Genomic DNA, 18,497 nt, shown 5'->3' on the forward strand with positions numbered 1-18,497 from the left:
CCCGCCCCGGGTCGGCCGCACCGGTGGTCGGCCCGGGGCACCGTCGGCGTCCGCGGGTCACGCCACCCCGGCGTCACCGGCGCGGGGCAGCGGGGCGTCCGGCGCGGCCAGCAACCGGCGCAGCAGCCGCTGGTAGCGGTCGAGCCAACCGGCTACGGTGCCGGCGTCGAACAGGTTCGCCGCGTACTCGATGAGCAGCGCCATCCCACCGTCGGGCAGCGGACGGAGCTGCCAGGTCAGGTCCCCCCGCGAGCCGGCCAGCACGACGTCGCGGGCCGGGGCCGGTTCCAGGCCGGTCAGGTGCAGCACCGGGTCGGCCATGTCGAGCAGGTCGAAGTAGACGCGGCACGGGAAGTTGGTGAACGCCTCGCCGAGCGCCGCGATCTGCACCACCGAGGGCACCGCCTGGCGGGCCAGGGCCTGCCAGGTCACCCCGGCCGTCCGCCGGACCAGTTCGTCGAAGGACGTCACGCCGACGACCGGGACGAGCAACAGGGCCGCCTGGGCGAAGACTCCCACCACCCGGTCGTACCGGGGATCGGTGCGGTTGGCCACCGAGGCGGCCAGGTTGACGGTCGGCGCACCGGTCAGGTCGTGCAGCAACCAGACGAAGGCCGCCGTGAACACCGCGTACGGGGTGGCGCCACGACGTACGCCGTATGCCGTCACCGCCGCGACGAGGTCGGGTGGGAAGGTGTGGTGGAGCACCCCACCGGGGTCGGTGGCGACGGGGACGCGCGGCCGGTCGGTGGGCAGCCGCATCGGGACGGTGCCGGCAGGAAGCTCGTCGACCCACTCCCGGAGCATTCGACGGGTCTCCGGCCGGGCCAGGTACTCCGCCTCCCACCGGCAGAAGTCGACGAACTCGGCGGGCAGCGGCGGCAGGTCGGCGGGGCGACCGTTGACCGCCGCCCGGTAGAACTCCGCCAGGTCGTCCAACATCGGCTGGACCGACCAGCCGTCGACGAAGCCGTGGTGGATGGCGAGGGCGAACTCGTGCCAGCCGACGGGTGGCCCGGCCGGACCGTCGGTCGGCTGGAACAGCACCGCCCGGAACGCCGGTTCCCGCTCCAGGGCGAACGGGAGCGAGGCCCACTCGTCGACGACACGGTCGAGTTCGTCCACGGGTACCGTCCGTACCGGCAGCGGCACCGGCCGTGGCGCGAGCACCTGCTGCCACACCCCGTCGTCCCGGTCCGCGAACCGGGTCCGCAGGGCCGCGTGCCGGACGGTCAGGTCGGCCAGCGCCCGGCGCAGCGCCGTGACGTCGAGCGGACCGTGCAGCGTCAGCCGGAAGGCGACGGTGAGCACCTGCGGGAAGGAGGTCTCCCGGGTGATCTGGTACTGCCGGGCCTGGCCGATGCTGGTCGGCGCGGTCACCAGCACCGACCAGTCGTCCCCGCCCCCGTCCCCGGCACCGACGCTGGTGGGCATGGCGGCGTGGCCCGGCCCGGCGGCGCCGTCCGGCGCGGCGGACGCGCCGTCGGCGCGGAGTCGGTCCAGCAGCACCGGCTTGAGCCGACGCATGGCCGCGATCAGGTCCGCGTCGAGCGCGTCGGCGGGCGCGTCGTAGTCGAGCTGCCCGCCGCGTACGGCGAGCCGCACGTCCCGGAGGCGCAGCTCGCGCAGCAGGTCGTCCGGATCGGTCGACTCGGGTGCGGTCACAACGTCCCCCTGATCCGGGCCGGCTGCGCGGCGGCCCCGGTCGGCTCCGCCCCCGTCTCGCGCAACCGCCGCGCCATCGCCCGTACCGTGGGCGCGCGCAGGAAGTCCAGCACCCCGATGGTCCCCCCGGTCTCCGCGCGGACCCGGTTGAGCAACCGCATCGCGGTCAGCGACGTGCCTCCCAGCGCGAAGAAGGTGGTCTCCACCCCGAGCGCGGGCAGGCCCAACTCGGCGCACCAGAGGTCGTGCAGCCGGCGTTCCAGGTCGTCTGCGGGCGGGGTGCCGGTGTCGGCCCACTCCGCCGACGTCCGGTCCGGCTCCGGCAACGCCGCCCGGTCGATCTTGCCGCTCTCCGTGGCCGGCAGCGCGGGCAGGATCGTCCACGCGGTCGGCACGAGGTAGTCCGGCAGGCGGGCGGCGAGCTGGCGGGCCAGTTCCGCCGGGTCCACCCCGGGACGGTCGGGAACCACGTACCCGGCCAGGTAGTGCCCGCCCGCAGGGTCGGCCCAGCCCCGCACCGCCGCGTCCCGTACCCCGTCGAGACGGCGCAGGTGGTGCTCGGGCTCGCCGGGCTCCGCCCGGAAGCCACGGATCTGCACCTGGGCGTCGGCGCGGTGCAGGAACTCCAACTGCCCGTCGGGCCGCCACCGGAGCACGTCACCGGTGCGGAAGACCGGACCGTACTCGGGGTGGTGGAGGAAGCGGGCGGCCGTCTCCTCCGGCAGGTCCAGGTAGCCCCGGCCCAATTGCCGACCGCCGAGGTACGCCTCCCCGGGTACGCCGACCGGGGTCGGCCGGCCCTCGTCGTCGAGCACCCGGATCCAGGTGCCGGGCACGGGTCGGCCGATCGACGGCGGCTCGTCGGCGCCGGTGGAGCCGTCGAGGTGGACCCAGGTGGAGACGACGGTCGCCTCGGTCGGCCCGTACACGTTGGTGAGCGTGAACGGCAGGTCCGGCGCGGCCCCCCGGCGCAGCCGGTCGCCACCGACGACGAGGTGGCGCAGCGCCGGCCGGGGCCCGGCGGACCAGTCCAGGTCGAGCAGCAGTTCCCCCACCGGGGTCGGGAAGAACGCCACGGTGATGCCGTTGTCGACCAGCCAGTCCCGCAGGCGGACCGGGTCGAGGCGGGCCTCGTCGGGGACCACGTGCAGCGTTGCGCCCGCCCGCAGCGCCGGCCACACCTCCAGGCACGAGGCGTCGAAGCCGGGGCTACAGAACCAGCTCAGCCGGTCGTCGGCGGTGATGCCGAGGTCGCGGGTGTACCAGGTGACGGTGTTGCTGATCGCCCGGTGCGGGATCACGCAGCCCTTGGGGCGTCCGGTGGAGCCGGAGGTGAACAGCACGTACGCCGGGTCGTCCGGCCCGACCACCACCGGATCGGCACCGCCGCCGTGGTCGGCACCGCCGGCCTCGTCGGCGGTGATCCGGTCCATGTGCAGGGTTCCCGCCGCGCCGGGCAGCGCGGGCAGGCCGGACCGGGACACCACCACGCGTGGCGCACCCTGCTCGACCACGTCGGCCAGCCGGGCGGTGGGCTGCTCGGGGGCCAGCGGTACGTAGGCCGCACCGGCCCGCAGCGCACCGAGCATCGCGGCGACCGCGTCGGCGCTGCGGGGCAGGTGGATGCCGACGAGGTCGCCGGGGACGACGCCCGCCGCGCGCAGCGCCGCGGTCACCGCCTCCGCCCGGCGGCACAGCTGCGACCCGGTCAACCGCCCGTCCGGACCGACCACGGTGGCCCGGTCGGGACGCAGCAGGGCGGGTAGCGGCGTGTCGGCGCCGGGGGGTGGCGGGCCGCCGTCCTGCCAGGCCGGATCGGGCAGGGCGCCCTCGGCCGGGTCGACCGGCCCTCGGCGCGTCCGCCCGTTCGACCCGGCGGGATCGGCGTCCCCGTGATGCGTCCGCCCGTTCGACCCGGCGGGATCGGCGTCCCCGTGATGCGTCCGCCCGTTCGACCCGGCGGGATCGGCGTCCCCGTGATGCGTCCGCCCGTTCGACCCGGCGGGATCGGCGTCCCCGCCGGTGGGATGGACCAGCGCGGCGAACGGTTCGTCCGGACGATGCGTGCCGGCCCGCAGCACCGCCACCAGCCGGTCGAGGAGACGTTGCGCGGTGCCGGGGTCGAACAGGTCGGTGGCGTAGTTGAGCTGGCAGCGCAGCGTGTCCCCGAGGTCGGTGACGAAGAGGGTGAGATCGAACGGCGCCCGGCGGACGGCCGCGTCGAGCAGAGTGGACCGGACGTCGGGCAGGTCGAACGCGAAGGCCGGCTGGTTGTCGTACTCGATGACGACGTCGAACAGCGGGTGTCGACCGGCCTCGGGTTCCACGCCCAGGGCCCGCGCGATGCGGCCGGCCGGCACGTCACGGTGGTCGTGCGCGTCGAGCAACGCGGTCCGGGCCGCCCGGACGACGTCGGCGAAACTCGCCCCGGGGGCCACCGACAGACGCAGCGGCAGCGTGGTGACGAACAGTCCGACGGCCTCCTGCGCAGCGGCGGGGCGGTGCGCGACCGGGGTGCCGAGCAGCACGTCGGGCTGACGGCCGTCGTCGGCGAGGACCGCCGCGAAACCGGCCAGCAGCACCATGAACGGGGTGGCCCGGTGCCGTCGGCCGGCGTCCCGCACCGCCCGGGCGAGCTGGGCGTCGAGTTCGACGCCGGCGACCGCGCCGGCACCGCTGGGGACGTCCGGACGCCGACGGTCGGTCGGCAGCCCGAGCCCGGACGGACGTGACCCGAGCCGGTCCCGCCAGTACGCCGCCTGCGCGTCGACCACCTCCGGCGCGGGTTCCTCCGTGGGGATCGGCCACGGCGGGGGTGCGGGTAGCTCGGCGGGCCGGCCGGCCAGCGCCGCACGGTAGCCGGCGGCCACCTCCCGGGCCAGCACCTGGGCCGAGAGGGTGTCGATGACCAGGTGGTGCATACGGAACACGAGCAGGTGCAGCCCCTCGTCCACCCGGACCAGCCGGGGCGCGAACAGCGGGCCACCGGCCAGGTCGAACCGGTGCCGGGTCTCCTCCTCGGCGATCTGCTCGGCGAGGCCGGCCACGTCCCGGCCGGTCGCCTCGTGCACCGGCAGTTCTACCGGGCCGGGCGAACGCGGCACCAGGCGCGGCTCGCCGTCGACCTCCCGGACCGTGGACCGCAGCGCCGGGTGTCGTCGGACGACGAGGGTCAGGGCGTCGCGCAGGGCGGGCACGTCGAGCGGACCGTCCAGGCGGACCACCAGGGACTCCGTGTAGGTGGGGCGACCGGGCAGGACCCGCTCGGCGAACCAGATCTCGCGCTGCGCCTCGGTCAGCGGGCTGGTCTCCTCCGCCGGCCGGTCGACCGTGCGCTCCGCCGCCGGCCCGTCGGGCGCCCCCGACCAGGGGGTCGGCTCCGGTCCCGCCGGACCGTTCAGGAGCGTGTGCAGCCGCTCGACACCGGGCAGACCGGCCAGCATCCGGCCCGGGGAGAGACCGAAGTCGACGAAGCAGCCGATCTCGTCCACGCCCAGCGCGGTGAGGCGTTCCACCAGCGACCGGGCCTCCTCCGGGCTGCCGATCAGCGCCCGGTCGGCGGTGTACCGGGCGTAGGCGCGGCGGAGCAGGTAGTCGACGTCCTCCGGGGTGGTCGAGTCCAGGTCGATGGTGACACCGAGGCTGTTGGTCACCTGACCGAAGAGGGCCAGCGACGACCGGAGGTAGTCGCAGAACGGGCCGAACGCCTCCTCGCGGGCCCGGTCGCCGTCCTCGCCGAGGTAGGTGTGCAGCAGCAGGACGATCCGCCCGGCGTCCGGGTCCAGGCCGTGCTCGGCTCGGGTCGCCCGGTAGAGGGCGATGTTGGCGGCCAGTTGCGCCACGTCCTGGGACATCAGGTTGGTGATGATCCCGAGGTCGGCCGCCGCCGCCCGGCGGTAGCTGTCCGGGTTGCCCACCACGGCGGTGAACAGGGGCGGCATCGGCTGGACGGGGGGCGGGAAGAGCCGCACCTCGACCGGTTCGCCGTTGCCCGCGGTACGGGTGACCGCCTGGCCCTGCCAGAGCCGGCGGATCTGGTCGAGGGACTCGTACATCGCCTCCCGGTGCCGTCCGTACGTCTGCGGGGCGAGCACGAAGTCGCGGGCGTGCCAGCCGCTGGCGCAGCCGATGCCCACCCGCCCGCGCGACAGGTTGTCCACCACCGACCACTCCTCGGCGACCCGGATCGGGTCGTGCAGCGGGAGGACGGCGCATCCCGCGTGGATGCGGACCCGGCTGGTACGCGCGGCGACGGCGGCGGCCAGCACCGACGGGTTGGGGAAGATGCCGCCGAACGAGTCGAAGTGCCGCTCGGGCAGCCACACCGCGTACAGGCCGTGGGTGTCGGCGAAGGTCGCCGCGTCGAGTACGGCGTCGTAGCGGTCCTGGACGTTCTCCTGCGGGTAGTCGCCGAAGAAGTACAGGCTGACGTCGACCCGCGCCGCCGCCCGTGCACGCACCGGGGACGGCACGACGGCCGGTCCCCGCCCGTTGGCGACCGCCGCGCCAGGCGCGGACGGCACGGCGGGAACGGACGGCACGGCAGGAACGGACGGCACGGCGGGAACGGACGGCACGGCAGGAACGGACGGCGGGCCGGGCAGGAATCCCCCGGCGCGCAGGGCGAGCAGGCTGTCCCGGACGGCCTCGACGATCCGGTCGACGTCGGCGTCGGTGTGCGCGTCGGAGAGGAAGAAGTTGCGCCACTCCCAGACGTGCACACCGGCCAGCACCAGGTGGTGGAAGAGCAGATCCAGGTTGACCTCGGAGGCGAAGCGGAACAGCGACCCGAAGCGGTGCACCCGCAGCGGGAAGCCCTCCTCGGCGCAGAACGTGTTCACGGCGTCGGCGAGCCGCTCGGTGCGGCGGTTCAGCCCGTCCTGGAGCGCCGGACCCCGGTCGCGCAGTTCGGTGAGCACCGCCCGGGCCGCCACCATCGAGAGCGGATGCTGGATGTACGTGCCACCGAAGAAGGTGGTGTCCTGCGGCGGGTAGCTGTCGTCGCCGTAGCGCCAGAAGCCGCCGTCGACCCAGTCCATGATGTCCGCGCGGCCGGCCACCGCGCCGACCGGATACCCGCCACCGATCACCTTGCCGTACGTGGCGAGGTCGGCGCGGACGCCGAAGACGCCCTGCGCGCCCTGCGGGTGCGGACGGAAGCCGGTGAGCATCTCGTCGAAGAGCAGGACCATGCCGTGCCGGTCGCAGGCGGCGCGCAGCGCGTGGAGGAACTCCGCCGGCTGGCGGTCCGGGTGCCGGCTCTGCACCGGTTCGACGACCACGGCGGCGATCCGGTCGGCGGACCGCTCGATCGCCGCCAGGCTCTGCGGGTCGTCGTACGGCAAGACCAGGACGTCGGTGACCGCCGAGTCCGGGATGCCGGCCGAGACCGGCACGGTGCGCCAGGCGTCGCCGTCGCGCACCCCACGGCCCAGCACCGGGTCGATGTGGCCGTGGTACGACCCGGTGAACATGACGATCAGCGGCCGACCGGTGTACGCACGGGCCAGCCGGAAGGCCGCCGAGTTGGCCTCGGTGCCGGTGGTGGCGAAGGCGGCCCGGTCCATGCCGGTCAGCTCGCAGAGCAGTTCGGCCGCCTCACCGGTCTCCTCCCCCCGGGGACCGAGCCGCAGCCCGCCGTCGAGGTGCTCGGCGATCGCCCGGGTGAGGAAGTCCGGCTCGTGACCGAAGAGCAGGGCCCCGAAGCCCATGGTGATGTCGACGTAGCTGTTGCCGTCGACGTCCTCCAGGTGGGCGCCCCGGGCTCGTCGCGCGGCCAGCGGGTAGAGCAGTTCCTTGGTGGCGCGGCGGAAACCGACGACGGCCCGGCTGTCGGCCAGCCGCCGCCGGTGCCGCTGGGCCAGCGCCTTGGAGGTCGGGGTCCGCGCGGTGTAGCGACGGACCAGGTCGGCGAAGTGCTCCTGCTGACGAGGGTCGAGGCGGCCACCTCCCAGCCCGGCGCCGACCCGGGTGGGCCGGGGGCCGACCTGGGCCGGCACCGTCGCCGGGTCGGTCCGGGCCGAGGAAGCCGGCGCGGAGCTGCCCCCGGACGCCGACCCGACACCCCCGGGCACGGCCGGCGCGGGTACCACCGACGCGGGCACGGCCGGCGCGGCGGGCACCGACGGGTCGGGCGCGGGGGCGGGCGGCGGGACGGCGGCCAGCGCGGAGAGTTGGCGGGCCATCAGGTCGGTGAACTGCCCCATCAACGCGAGTTGACCCCGGAGCAGCTCACCGGCGACGGGATCCCCGGCCACCGGGGCACCGGTCGACGGGGGTACCGGAAGGGCCGCCGACCCCGGACCGGTGGCCGGGGCTCCGGTGGACCCCTCCGGCACCTCGCCGAGCACGGGCGGCACCACGCCGGACAACGCCGGCGCCCCCACCGGCGCGGCGGGCCCGGGCGGCACGACGGCGGGCGCGAAAGGCACGGCGGGCGCGAGAGGCACGGCGGCGCGGTCGGGGACGGTCCCCGCACCGGACGGAACGGCCGTCCCCGGGGCGGCACCACCGGCCACCGCGACGGTCGGCGCAGCGACCTCGGCGGGCATCCCGTCGGCAGCGGGCAGCGCGGCGGCGACCGGCGCGCCCAGCGCGGCGAGCCGCTCCGGTGCCGCCCGCTCGACGATCGCCGCCGTCAGGCGGCTCGGGCTGTCGAGTTCCTCGAACAGTTCCCGCATCGGGACCCGGATACCGAAGGTCGTCTCCAGCTCCCGCAGCAGGTTGATCATCAACAGCGAGTCGGCACCGAGGTCGAAGAAGGGCGTCTCCTCCGGTACCCGGTCGACGTCGGTGCCGAGCTGCTCGGCGGTCAGCTCCCGCACCCGGCGCAGGACGAGCGGGGTGGCGGAAGCCGGGGTGGCGGCCGGGGACATGACGGGACCTCCTGGGACCGGGGGGTCGGACGGGGCGGACGGCACCGGGCGGGGGACGGCGGCCCAGTGCCGGGTCCGCTGGAACGGGTACGTGGGCAGGGGCACCCGGCGGCCGGTCGGCGCCAGCGCCGCCCAGTCGACCTCGACGCCCCGGCAGAACAACTCGGCCAACGCGGCCAGCACCTCGGCGGCCCGGTCGGTGCGGCCCCGCTGCACGGGGATCCACCGGGTCTGCGGCCACTGCCGGCCGAGCATGGCCAGCAGCGCCTCCGGACCCAGCTCCACGAACGTGGTGCAGCCGTCGGCGACCAGTCCCGCGACACCCGCGCCGAAGTCCGACCGCTCGCGGGTGTGGCGCCGGACGTGCGTGGCGTCCGGCAGCGTTCCGGGGGCCAGGCGTGCGCCGCCGAGCCCGGTGACGAGCGGGATCCGCAGCGGTCGCCAGTCGAGGGTGGCGGCGTGCGCCGCGAGATCGTCGAGGACCGGTTCCAGGAACGCGGAGTGGAACGCCCGGTCGGTCGGCAGCGGTCGGTGCCGGAGGCCGGCGTCGTCGAGCTGCCGCCCGAAGTGGCGCACGGCCGAGGGCGGTCCGGCCACCACGTGCCGGCGCGGCCCGTTGGACACGGTCAGCTCGACCTCGGGTGCCCGGCGCAGCAACGGTTCCAGTTCGGCCTCGTCGGCCAGGACGGCGAGCGCCGCGCCCGGTGGCGTACCGCGCTGGATCAGCTCGCCGCGCACGGCCGCGAGGTGCAGGCCGTCCTCGACGGAGAGCGCACCGGCCAGGCAGAGTGCGGCGTACTCCCCCGCGCTCTGTCCGATCACGACGTCGGGGCGGACGCCGACCGACTCCAGCAGTCGGGCCTGCGCCACCTGGAGGGCGAACAGGGCCGGCTGCACGGTGGCGGTGCTCCACTCGTGCGTCGCGCCACGCAGCGCCGCCAGCAGGTCGATGCCCCAGTCCTGCCGGTACCGGGCGGCGCAGGTCTCCAGCACCTCACGGGCCGGCTCGTAGGCCAGCAGTCCGACCGCCGCCGCACGCAGGTCGACCCCCTGCCCGGTGCAGGCGAGGACGACCGGCCCGGGTCCACCGTCGGGGACCACGCCCGCGACCGGGGCGGCCGGGCTGCCCGCCTCGTCCGGCCGGCTCCGCAGCACCGCCGCCGCCTCGGCCGGGCCGGCCGCCCAGGCCACCAGCCGGTGACGTCGTCGCTGCCGGCCCGCGCCGAGCGTGACCAGCACGTCCTCGGGGCGCGGCGGGTCGGTGGCGAGCCGGTCGGCCATCCGCTCGGCCAGCGCGGCCAGCGCGGCGGGTGTCTGCGCGGTCAGTGGCACGACGGTGGGCGCGGCGGGACCGGGGACGGTCGACGGCGCGGGGGCGGCCGGGGGCTCCTCCACCACCACGTGGGCGTTGGTGCCGCCGACACCGAGGGACGAGACCCCGGCCCGGCGCGGGCCGGGCACCGGCCACGGCTGGACGGACGTGGGCAGCTGGAACGGCCCGTCGGCCAGGCGGAGTTCGGGGTTGGGGCGGCGCAGGTTGGCCACCGGTGGGATCCGACCGTGCCGGACCGCCAGCGCCGCCTTGATCAGCCCGGCCATGCCGGCGGCGGTGTCCAGGTGGCCGATGTTCGCCTTCACCGCGCCGAGCGGCAGCGGGGCGGGACGGTCGGCGAAGACCGTCCGCAGGGCCGCCACCTCGATCGGGTCGCCGATCCGGGTGCCGGTGCCGTGGGTCTCCAGGTAGCCGATCGACGCGGCGGGCACGCCCGCCACGGCCAGGGCGTCCCGGATCACCCCGGCGTGACCGTCGGCCGTGGGCGCGGTGTAGCCGCTCTTGGCGGCCCCGTCGTTGTTGACCGCCGAGCCGAGGATCACCGCGTGCACGGTGTCGCCGTCGGCGATCGCGTCGTCGAGGCGCTTGAGCAGGACGGCCGCGACCCCGTTGCCCCCGACCGTGCCGTCGGCGTCGGCGTCGAAGGCCCGGCAGACGCCGGTGCGGGAGAGGATCGACCCCTCCGCGTGCCGGTAGCCGGCCACCCGGGGCACATGCAGCGCGGCCGCGCCGGCCAGCGCCAGGTCGGACTCCCCGGCCAGCAGCGACCGTACGGCCAGGTGCACCGCGACCAGCGAGGTGGAGCAGGCCGTCTGCACGCTCAGCGCCGGCCCGGTCAGCCCCAGCCGGTACGCCACCCGGGTGGCCAGGAAGTCGGGCTGGTTGCCGATGGTCACCTGCAACGCGGTGAGGTGGGCGACCGGGTCCGTGCCGGCGAGCTGTTCCAGCAGGTAGGAGCGGAGCGAGTAGAGGTGCATGCCGGAGCCGGCGAAGACCCCGACCCGTCGTCGCGTGCCGGCGTACCCGGCGTCCTCCAGCGCCTCCTGGCAGACCTCGAGGAAGATCCGCTGCTGCGGGTCGGTCAGCGTCGCCTCGCGCGGGGCGATGCCGAACGCCTCGGCGTCGAAGCTCTCGATGTCGTCGAGCGCGCCGCTGACCGGGACGAACTCCCCGTCGTCGACGAGGGCGGCGGGCCAGCCGGCGGCGAGCAGTTCGGCGCGGTCGAACCGGCGCACGTCGACCTGCCCGGCGAGCAGGTTGCGCCAGTACCGGTCGGCGGTGTCGGCGCCGGGCAGACGCAACGCCATGCCGACGATCGCGATCCGCCCGTCGCCCGGGGCCCGTGCGCCGGTGGCGCCGCCGGTCGGGGCCGCCGATCCGGCCAGCAGGTCCACCAGGTACGCCACCAGCGCGGCCGGTGTGCCGTGGGTGAACAGGGCGGTCTGCGGGAAGCGCGTGTCCAGTGCCTGTTGCAGCAGGGTGTGCAGGCGCAGCAGGCGTACCGAGTCGAGGCCGGCGTCGTGGAACGCCGTACGGTCCTCGATTCCGGCGGGCAACGCCTGGCGCAGCACCTCCCGGACGGTGCGGGCCACGGTCAGCGGGTCCCGGGCCGGTGCGCCGGAGGCCGGAGCCGACCGGGGCTGGGGTTCGGACGACGCCGCCGGGGCCGGCGCGGAGGGTCGGGCCGGGACGGGCGGCGGTGACGGTGCGGCGGGGGTGGCCGCCGCGGACCGGGCCTCCGGCAGCGGCCGGCTCTCCGGGTCACCGGCCGCTGCCGCCGGCGCTTGCGGGTCGTCCGGCGCCACCAGCGCCGGAGTCCCGAACACGTCCACCGGGGCCGGTGCGGGGGTCCCCGACCCGTCCACCGGATCCGGCGCGGTGACCGCCTCCAACGGCCGGACGGGTCGCACCAGGTGCCGGACGCGCGGCGCGTCCGGGTCGATGCCGGCGAGGAGGTGCCCCGGCGGCAGGCGCAGCGCCACCCGGGTCAGCGCGAGTCCCTCGGTGGCGGAGAGGGTCCGCAGATGGCGGCGGGTGGCCTGCTCGACGCCGCCCCGGGTGGCGCTCATCCCGACGCCGCGCCACATTCCCCAGCTCACGCACTGCACGGGCCGTTCGGTGCCCAGGTGCGCGCAGAGCGCCTCGAGGAAGGCGTTGCCGGCCGCGTAGCCGCCCGTGCCGACCACCGGCACCAGCGCCAGCAGGGACGAGAACGCCACCAGACGGGCCCCCGGCCGGTGCCGCAGCAGGCGGGCCACCTGTACCGAACCGTCCACCTTGGCCGCCGCGCCGGCACGCCACCGGCGGGGATCGATCTCGGTCAGCGGGGCCTGGTGGTAGTCACCGGCGAGGTGCAGCACCCCGTCCAACGGCGCCTGCCACTCCCGCTCGGCGACGTCGACCGCGGCCCGCAGGGCAGCACCGTCGGTGACGTCGGCAACGTCGTAGCGCACCCGTCCCGTGCCGCCCGCGAGGTCCGCCACGGCGGCGGAGACCTGCGCCGCCGGCTTCCGGCCGACCACGAGCAGGTGCAGGTCGAGGTCGGCGGCGAGCCGGCCCAGCACGGCCCGGGACACTCCGCCGAGGCCGCCGGTGACGAGCCAGCGGGTGCCCGGCGGGACCACCGGCCCGTCACCGGTGGTGACGTCGGGAGCGTCGACCCGGTGCAGGGTGCGGACAAGCGGGCCGTCCCGCCAGGCCACGACGTTCTCCCGGTGCCGCCAACCGGTCGCCGCCGCGAGGACGGCGGCGTCGGCGGTCACGTCCGGGCCGGGCAGGTCGAGGTGCCAGGTGCGGACGTCGGGGTGCTCGACGCCGAAGGTCTCGCCGAGGCTGGCCGTGAGCGCGGCCGGATAGCAGCCCGGTTCGTCGCCCCGGATGCGGTACAGGCCCCGGCTGACGGTCAGCAGGGTGCCCGTCCAGCCGACCTCGGCAAGCGTCCGGATCAGGTGCAGAAGGTGGGTGCCGCAGGTCTCGACGGCGGCGTCGACGGCCGCCGCGTCGTCCGGGTCGGGGGCCGGCAGGTAGCTGGGGGCGAAGACGACCAGCGCGGGCGTCCGGTCCGGTGCGACGAGCGCGTCGCGCAGACTGGCGGGGCCGCCGTCCGCCTCCGGCGGGCCCGTCGGCGCGCCGTCCCCGGCGGCGGTCAGGCCGTCGACGAGCACGACGTCGGGCAGCGCGTCGCGCAGCGCCGTGGCGAGTCCGAGCCGGTCGGTGACCACGAGCACCGGTCCGGGTGGCGGGTCGACGCTCATCGTCCGGGGTGCCCAGGCCGGGCGGTGCAGGCAGTCGGGGATGGTGTCCGGGCCCGCCTCCAGCAGGTCGGCACGGCGTTCCGCGGCGGCGTACCCGCCGTCGAGCAGGCGGGCCCGCATGCTGCTGCGCTGGATCTTGCCGCTGGTGGTCTTCTCGAACCGGTCGCGCTCGACGGGGACCAGGCGGGCGGTGGCGATCTGCATCCGGTCGGCCAGGCGGCGGCGGACCCGGGTCAGCAGGGCCGTGTCCGGTTCGCCCTCGGCGACGAGGAGCACCACGATCTGCTCGGTGCCGTCGGCGTCCGGCGCGCCGACCGCCGCGACGAAGCTCGCCGCGACACCGTCGACGTCGCCCACCACGTCCTCGATGTCGTGGCAGAAGTAGTGAACGCCGTTGACGATGATGACCTCTTTACCGCGCCCGGTGATGGTCAGCCGGCCGTCGGCCAGGAAGGCGAGGTCGCCGGTGTCGAACCAGTCGCCGTCGGGGAAGGCCGCCCGGTTGGCCTCGTCGTTGCCGAGGTAGCCCGGGGTGACCCGCACCGACCGGACCTGGAGCCGGCCGATGTGCCGGTCCGGCAGGGCGGTGGTGCCGTCCGGGGCGGTGATCCGGAACTGCGCGCCGGGGGCGGCGGGGCCCATGCTGAGGAAGCCGGTGACGCCGGGACCCGGGGCGTCGCGCAGGGTCACCCGGATGCCGTCGGCGGCGAGTTCCACGTGCTGTACCGCCGAGGCGACGGCCGGCTGGTAGCTGATCGCCGTACAGGTCTCGGCCATTCCCCAGGCCAGCAGCAGGGCGTCCGGTTCGATGCCGAAGCCGCGCACGTCGGCCAGGAACTGCCGGGCCACCGGTACGGTGCACTGCTCACCGGCGTTGACCAGGCTCCGGACGTGCCGCAGGTCCCAGGTGCTCTCCGGCCGCGTCCGCAGCGCCTCGGAGACGAGCTTGTACCCGAAGTTCGGTGACCAGCTGTGCTGGATCCGGTGGCGCTCCAGCAGGTCGAGCCAGAGCAGCGGGTCGGCGAGCACCAGGGCGGTGGCGACGTGGGTGGTGCCGCAGCCGAGCACGACCGGGCCGATGTGCATCATGACGATCCCGGCCACGTGGTCCAGCGGCAGCCAGTTGAGCACCTCGTCCCCGGCGCGCATCCGGCCGACCTGCCGGGCGCCCCGGGCGTAGTCGACGATGCCCCGGTGGGTCATCGGGATGACCTTCGACCGGCTGGTGCTGCCGGAGGAGAGTTGGAGCATCGCCACGTCCCGCGGTTCCGGCCGGTGCAGGTCGGCGGCGGGCGGATGGTCGCGGCAGTCGGCGACGTCGAGCACCCGCATCCCGTCCAGGCCGTGCCGGTCGGCGTACCGCGTCAGCGCGGCCACGGTGCCGTCCCCGGAGAGCACCGGGGGCCGGTCCAGGCCGCGCCAGGCGTGCTCCAGCTTGTCCAACGTGGCGTTGCGGTCGGTGTAGCCGGGGGCCTGGGCGACCGCCACGGCGTGCAGGCCGCCGATCAGGCAGGCCCAGAGCGCGACGCAGTGGTCGAGCAGGGAGGGCATGTGCAGGATCACCGGGTCGCCGGCGGCCAGGCCGGCGGCGCGCAGGCCGGTCAGCGTCCGTCGGGCGGCGGCGAGCAGGTCGGGGTACGGCAGCAACCGGGTGCCGTCCTCCTCGACGACCCGCAGGCCCCGGGTGGGCCACTGTTCCGCGACCCGGACCAGGGCCTCGGGCAGCGTCTCCGGGTCGTCGGGGTGGGCGATGGTCGCCGGGCCCTCGGCGACGGCCGGTGGTCCGTCCGGTGGTGGCGGGGTGTCCGGTGCGGTGGCGTGGGACGCGGTGGGCGTCGTCGCCCACCGGGCGGGGAGGTCGATCAGGTCGGCCAGGTGTCGCCGCTCCGCCGTCGCCGCCGCCGGCCGGACCGGGGCCCCGACGGTGCCGGCGACCGGCAGCGCCGCCAGCGCGGCCCCGTCCGGGGTGCCGTCGGCGGTGCGGGGGATGCCGGAGACCACGGCCACGGTCACCGGCGGTGCGGCCCGCTCCCGCCGGGCCACGGCGACCGCCTCGGCGGCCCGCCGGGCCCGGAGCGGGGGCACCGTGGCGGCGGGCACCACGTAGGCGATCCGCCGGACGCGTCCGTCGTGAGCGGTCCGGTCGAGCACGGCGGCATCGACGATCTCGGCGCGGCCGGTCAGGGCCCCGATCAGGTCGTCCACGGTCATCGTCCACTCTCCTCGACCGGGTTCGTCACGGCGACGGTCGGGCCGGTGGCCACGGGCACGGTGCCGCCGTTCGTGGCGGTGGGACGGGCGCGGTGGCGAAGCGCGCCGGCCAGGGCGACCGCGACGGCCAGGGCGACCACGGTGCCGTGCATGGCCGCCGCCACCGGCAGCGGTCGCCACAGTTCGAGCAGGCCGGCGGCGAGCAGCATGCCCACGCCCAGTCCCCCGTTCTCGGCCATCGCGGTCGCGCCGAAGAAGTACCCACGCCGCGGGTCGGGTTCGGCCTGGAGCCGGGTGGTGTAGCTGATCTCGGTGAAGCCGTCGGCGGCGCCGGCGACCAGCGCCACCGCGAACACCCAGTAGCCGGGCAGGTCGACGAAGGCCGCGACGAAGGCGGTCGACATCACGCAGGTGCCGACGATGAAGGCCAGTTCGCTGCGGCGCGGGTCGTCCAGCCCCGGTCCCCGCCGGTTGAGCCGCTTGACCAGCTGGTGGGCGGTGAGCAGGCCGACGGCCCAGACGGCGAAGAAGTTGCCCACGAAGGCAGCCGGATCCTCCGGTCGCACCTGGGTCGCGTAGATCGGCAGGCCGACGTTGTGGGAGGCGGACCCGAGCGCGTCGGCGGCACGGACCACCACGATGACCAGGACGGCCGGCGCGGCCAACAGCGCGGCGAGCGCCAGCCGGCGTCGCCGCCGGCCGTCCGGGCGGTCGGCGGCGTCGGTCACCGGCTCGCCCGACCGGTCGGCGGCGTCGGTCACCGACCCGGCCGGGCGGGTCCGGTGGTTCGGGAACGGCAACGGCAGCGCGGCCAGCAGCAGGCCGGAGAAGAGGAACGTCCCCGCGTCCACCAGGAACGCCGCCCGGTAGCCCAGCCAGCCGACCAGCAGGCCACCGGCGGCGAAGCCGAGCGTCATCGCGACGGCCCGGCCGGTGACCAGCAGTCCGTTGGCGGTGACCCGGTCGGGACCGGGGACCAGGTCGGGGACGCTGCTGCGCAGCAGCACCGAGGAGGTGGTGCCGAGCAGCCCGCCGGCCACCGCGACGACCGGGAGCAGGCCCAGGCGGACCGAGGCGGGGCTGACCGCCAGCGCGACGAGCGCGGCGGCCTGGGGCAGGTCGCAGGCGACCATCACCGGGCGACGCGGCAGTCGGGACGCGACGGTGCCCCCGGTCAGGCCGGCGAGGAAGCCGGCGGCCAGTCGCAGGGCCATGAAGGCGCCGGTCTGCAGGGCGCTGCCGGTGGCCTGGTAGACGAAGAGGTTGAGCGCCACCATGTTGAGGTAGCTGCCGAACGCCGAGACCGAGGTGCCGACGACGAGCAGCCGGAACAGCACCAGGTGTCGGGGGGTACGGGTCTCCGGCATCAGGCGTGCCGCCCGGCGGGTGCCGGCCGGCGTGCGGCTGCGGTGCGGCGGAGAGATTCCACGTGTTCCACCCCGTATCGACATCAGGGACGGCCACTGACGGCCGTCGATCATGCGGATCCGCAACAGTCTGCCGAAAAGGACCAGTCGTGGCCAGCGGAAGCCGGGGGGTAACTTTGCGTGACCGTCACGGCGGGCGGAACGGCTGTCGTGGGGCGTACCGGCCGGGTCGCGGCGCTGTCTCCTGTGGAGGCACGCAACAGGAAACACCTACCCGAAGCATCCGCGCTGCTCAATGCTGGTAACCACCAGATCGGACGCCCGATCCACCGGGCTCCGGCGACGCGGGTGGACGCCCGCGTCGGGATCCCCCACCACGGCAAGGAGAAACCCATGCCCGAGAACCGCACCACCCGTCACCTCGTCCGGATCGCGCTGGCCACCGGAACCGCCGGCGCCCTCCTGCTGACCGGCACCCCGGCCTCCGCCGCCGGCCCCTACATCAGCTCCAACTCCGGCGGCGCGAACATCCGCAGCTGCCCCAACACCGGCTGCACCTCCAACGGCTACTACGGCAACGGCACCGGGGTCACCATGGTCTGCTACACCGACGCCCAGTGGGTCTACCCGCCCAGCTCGAACTACGCCTCCAACCGGTGGTTAAAGGTGAACAGCCCGACCACGGGTTACATCCACTCCTCGCTGGTCGCGAACCAGGTCTCCACCCCCCGCTGCTAGTGACGGCCCGGGTGCCCGGCGTCCGCTGTGGACGATCGGGCATCCGTCCGGGTCGTACGCCGGATGCCGCGTACCGGTGTCGTTGGTACGGTCGGGCCATGCGTCGCCCCGCAGCCGCCCGGTGGGCCGCCGTCGTCCGTCTCCGCTCGGGCCCGGACCGGCGACCGTGGCGGTGACCGAACCGCCGCACGACGGCACGGGCCGCCCCGAGAGCCTCGGGGAGTGCCTGCGCCGCCACCGGCAGGCCGCGAAGCTGTCCCTGGCCGACCTGGCGAAGCGGGTCAACTACAGCCGGGGATACCTCAGCAAGGTGGAGACCGGCCGGGCGCCGGGCAACCTCGCGTTGGCCCTGCGCTGCGACCAGGCCCTGGCGACCGGCGGTGTGCTGGCCGCTCTCGCGCGACACGCGTCCCCGGCGGTACCACCCGCCGGGGCGGACCGGTTGCCGTCCGGCCGGACGCGGCCCGGCCACGCGGAGGGTGGGACGGCACGGGACCGGCCCGGCGTCGAGGCCGTCCTGCCGACGTCGGTGCCGCTGCCACCGGGCCTGGCCAGCGGGGTCGCCTTCATGCTCGCCCTGGACGCCACGCACGGTGCCCTCCGCCGGGTGGCCAGCGCCGACCTCCCACCCGAGCACCGGTACGACGCGGCCAACCGGGCGGTCCACGACGCCGCGCTGTACGTCGCCCGCGAGCAGTTGCTCGTCTCCGCGACCGTGCCGGTGGTGACCGCCGGTGAGGCCGCGTTCCTGCGGCTCGTCGCGATCCGGGACGCGATCAGGACGGGCGCCGTCCTCTCCGGCCCGGAGTACCACGCCGCCTACCACCCCTTCGCCGAGTCGCTCTGGACGTTCCGGATGGCGCTGCGGCAGGAGTTCGGGCAGGAGCCGGTGACCCCCGCGCTCCTCGACCGGATCGACTGGTCCGATCGGGAACGCTGCGCCGACTGCGGTGCCGCCGTGTCCCACTGACCGGCACCGCCCGCACGCCTGACGTCCGTTCCTCGCGGAGGTGGCGTTCACCCCCGTCAGGACAGGCGCGATCCATCCCGCAGG

The 18,497-nt window shown here is 75.7% G+C and carries 5 protein-coding genes; 2 read left to right on the top strand and 3 right to left on the bottom strand.

Annotated elements, in window-relative coordinates; translation table 11 throughout:
• Positions 1 to 57: 57 nt before the first annotated feature.
• From GA0074694_RS24015 to GA0074694_RS24025, 3 genes are read right to left on the bottom strand one after another with little or no spacing between them, the layout of a single operon-like run.
• Complete coding sequence (locus GA0074694_RS24015; RefSeq protein WP_091462181.1) at positions 58 to 1,665, bottom strand: condensation domain-containing protein; 1,608 nt, start codon at positions 1,663 to 1,665, stop codon at positions 58 to 60.
• Positions 1,662 to 15,338, bottom strand: coding sequence for a hybrid non-ribosomal peptide synthetase/type I polyketide synthase (locus GA0074694_RS24020; protein WP_091462184.1), 13,677 nt, complete (start codon positions 15,336 to 15,338; stop codon positions 1,662 to 1,664). Before GA0074694_RS24020 ends, GA0074694_RS24015 begins: the two co-directional genes overlap by 4 nt.
• Complete coding sequence (locus GA0074694_RS24025) at positions 15,335 to 16,705, bottom strand: MFS transporter (protein ID WP_176738096.1); 1,371 nt, start codon at positions 16,703 to 16,705, stop codon at positions 15,335 to 15,337. The genes GA0074694_RS24020 and GA0074694_RS24025 overlap by 4 nt, the downstream gene beginning before the upstream one ends.
• A gap of 393 nt (positions 16,706 to 17,098) precedes the next feature.
• On the opposite strand from GA0074694_RS24025, the gene GA0074694_RS24030 reads away from it, so the two are divergent.
• Both GA0074694_RS24030 and GA0074694_RS32350 read left to right on the top strand, forming a co-directional pair.
• The gene (locus tag GA0074694_RS24030; RefSeq protein ID WP_141714261.1) at positions 17,099 to 17,443 is read left to right on the top strand and encodes an SH3 domain-containing protein; all 345 of its coding nucleotides are present in this window, start codon (positions 17,099 to 17,101) and stop codon (positions 17,441 to 17,443) included.
• 172 nt (positions 17,444 to 17,615) lie between these two features.
• Positions 17,616 to 18,413: a helix-turn-helix domain-containing protein gene (locus tag GA0074694_RS32350; protein WP_218105791.1), complete on the top strand. Its 798-nt coding sequence runs from the start codon at positions 17,616 to 17,618 to the stop codon at positions 18,411 to 18,413.
• Positions 18,414 to 18,497 lie beyond the last annotated feature (84 nt).

The organism is Micromonospora inyonensis (assembly GCF_900091415.1).
Taxonomy (GTDB): Bacteria; Actinomycetota; Actinomycetes; order Mycobacteriales; family Micromonosporaceae; genus Micromonospora; species Micromonospora inyonensis.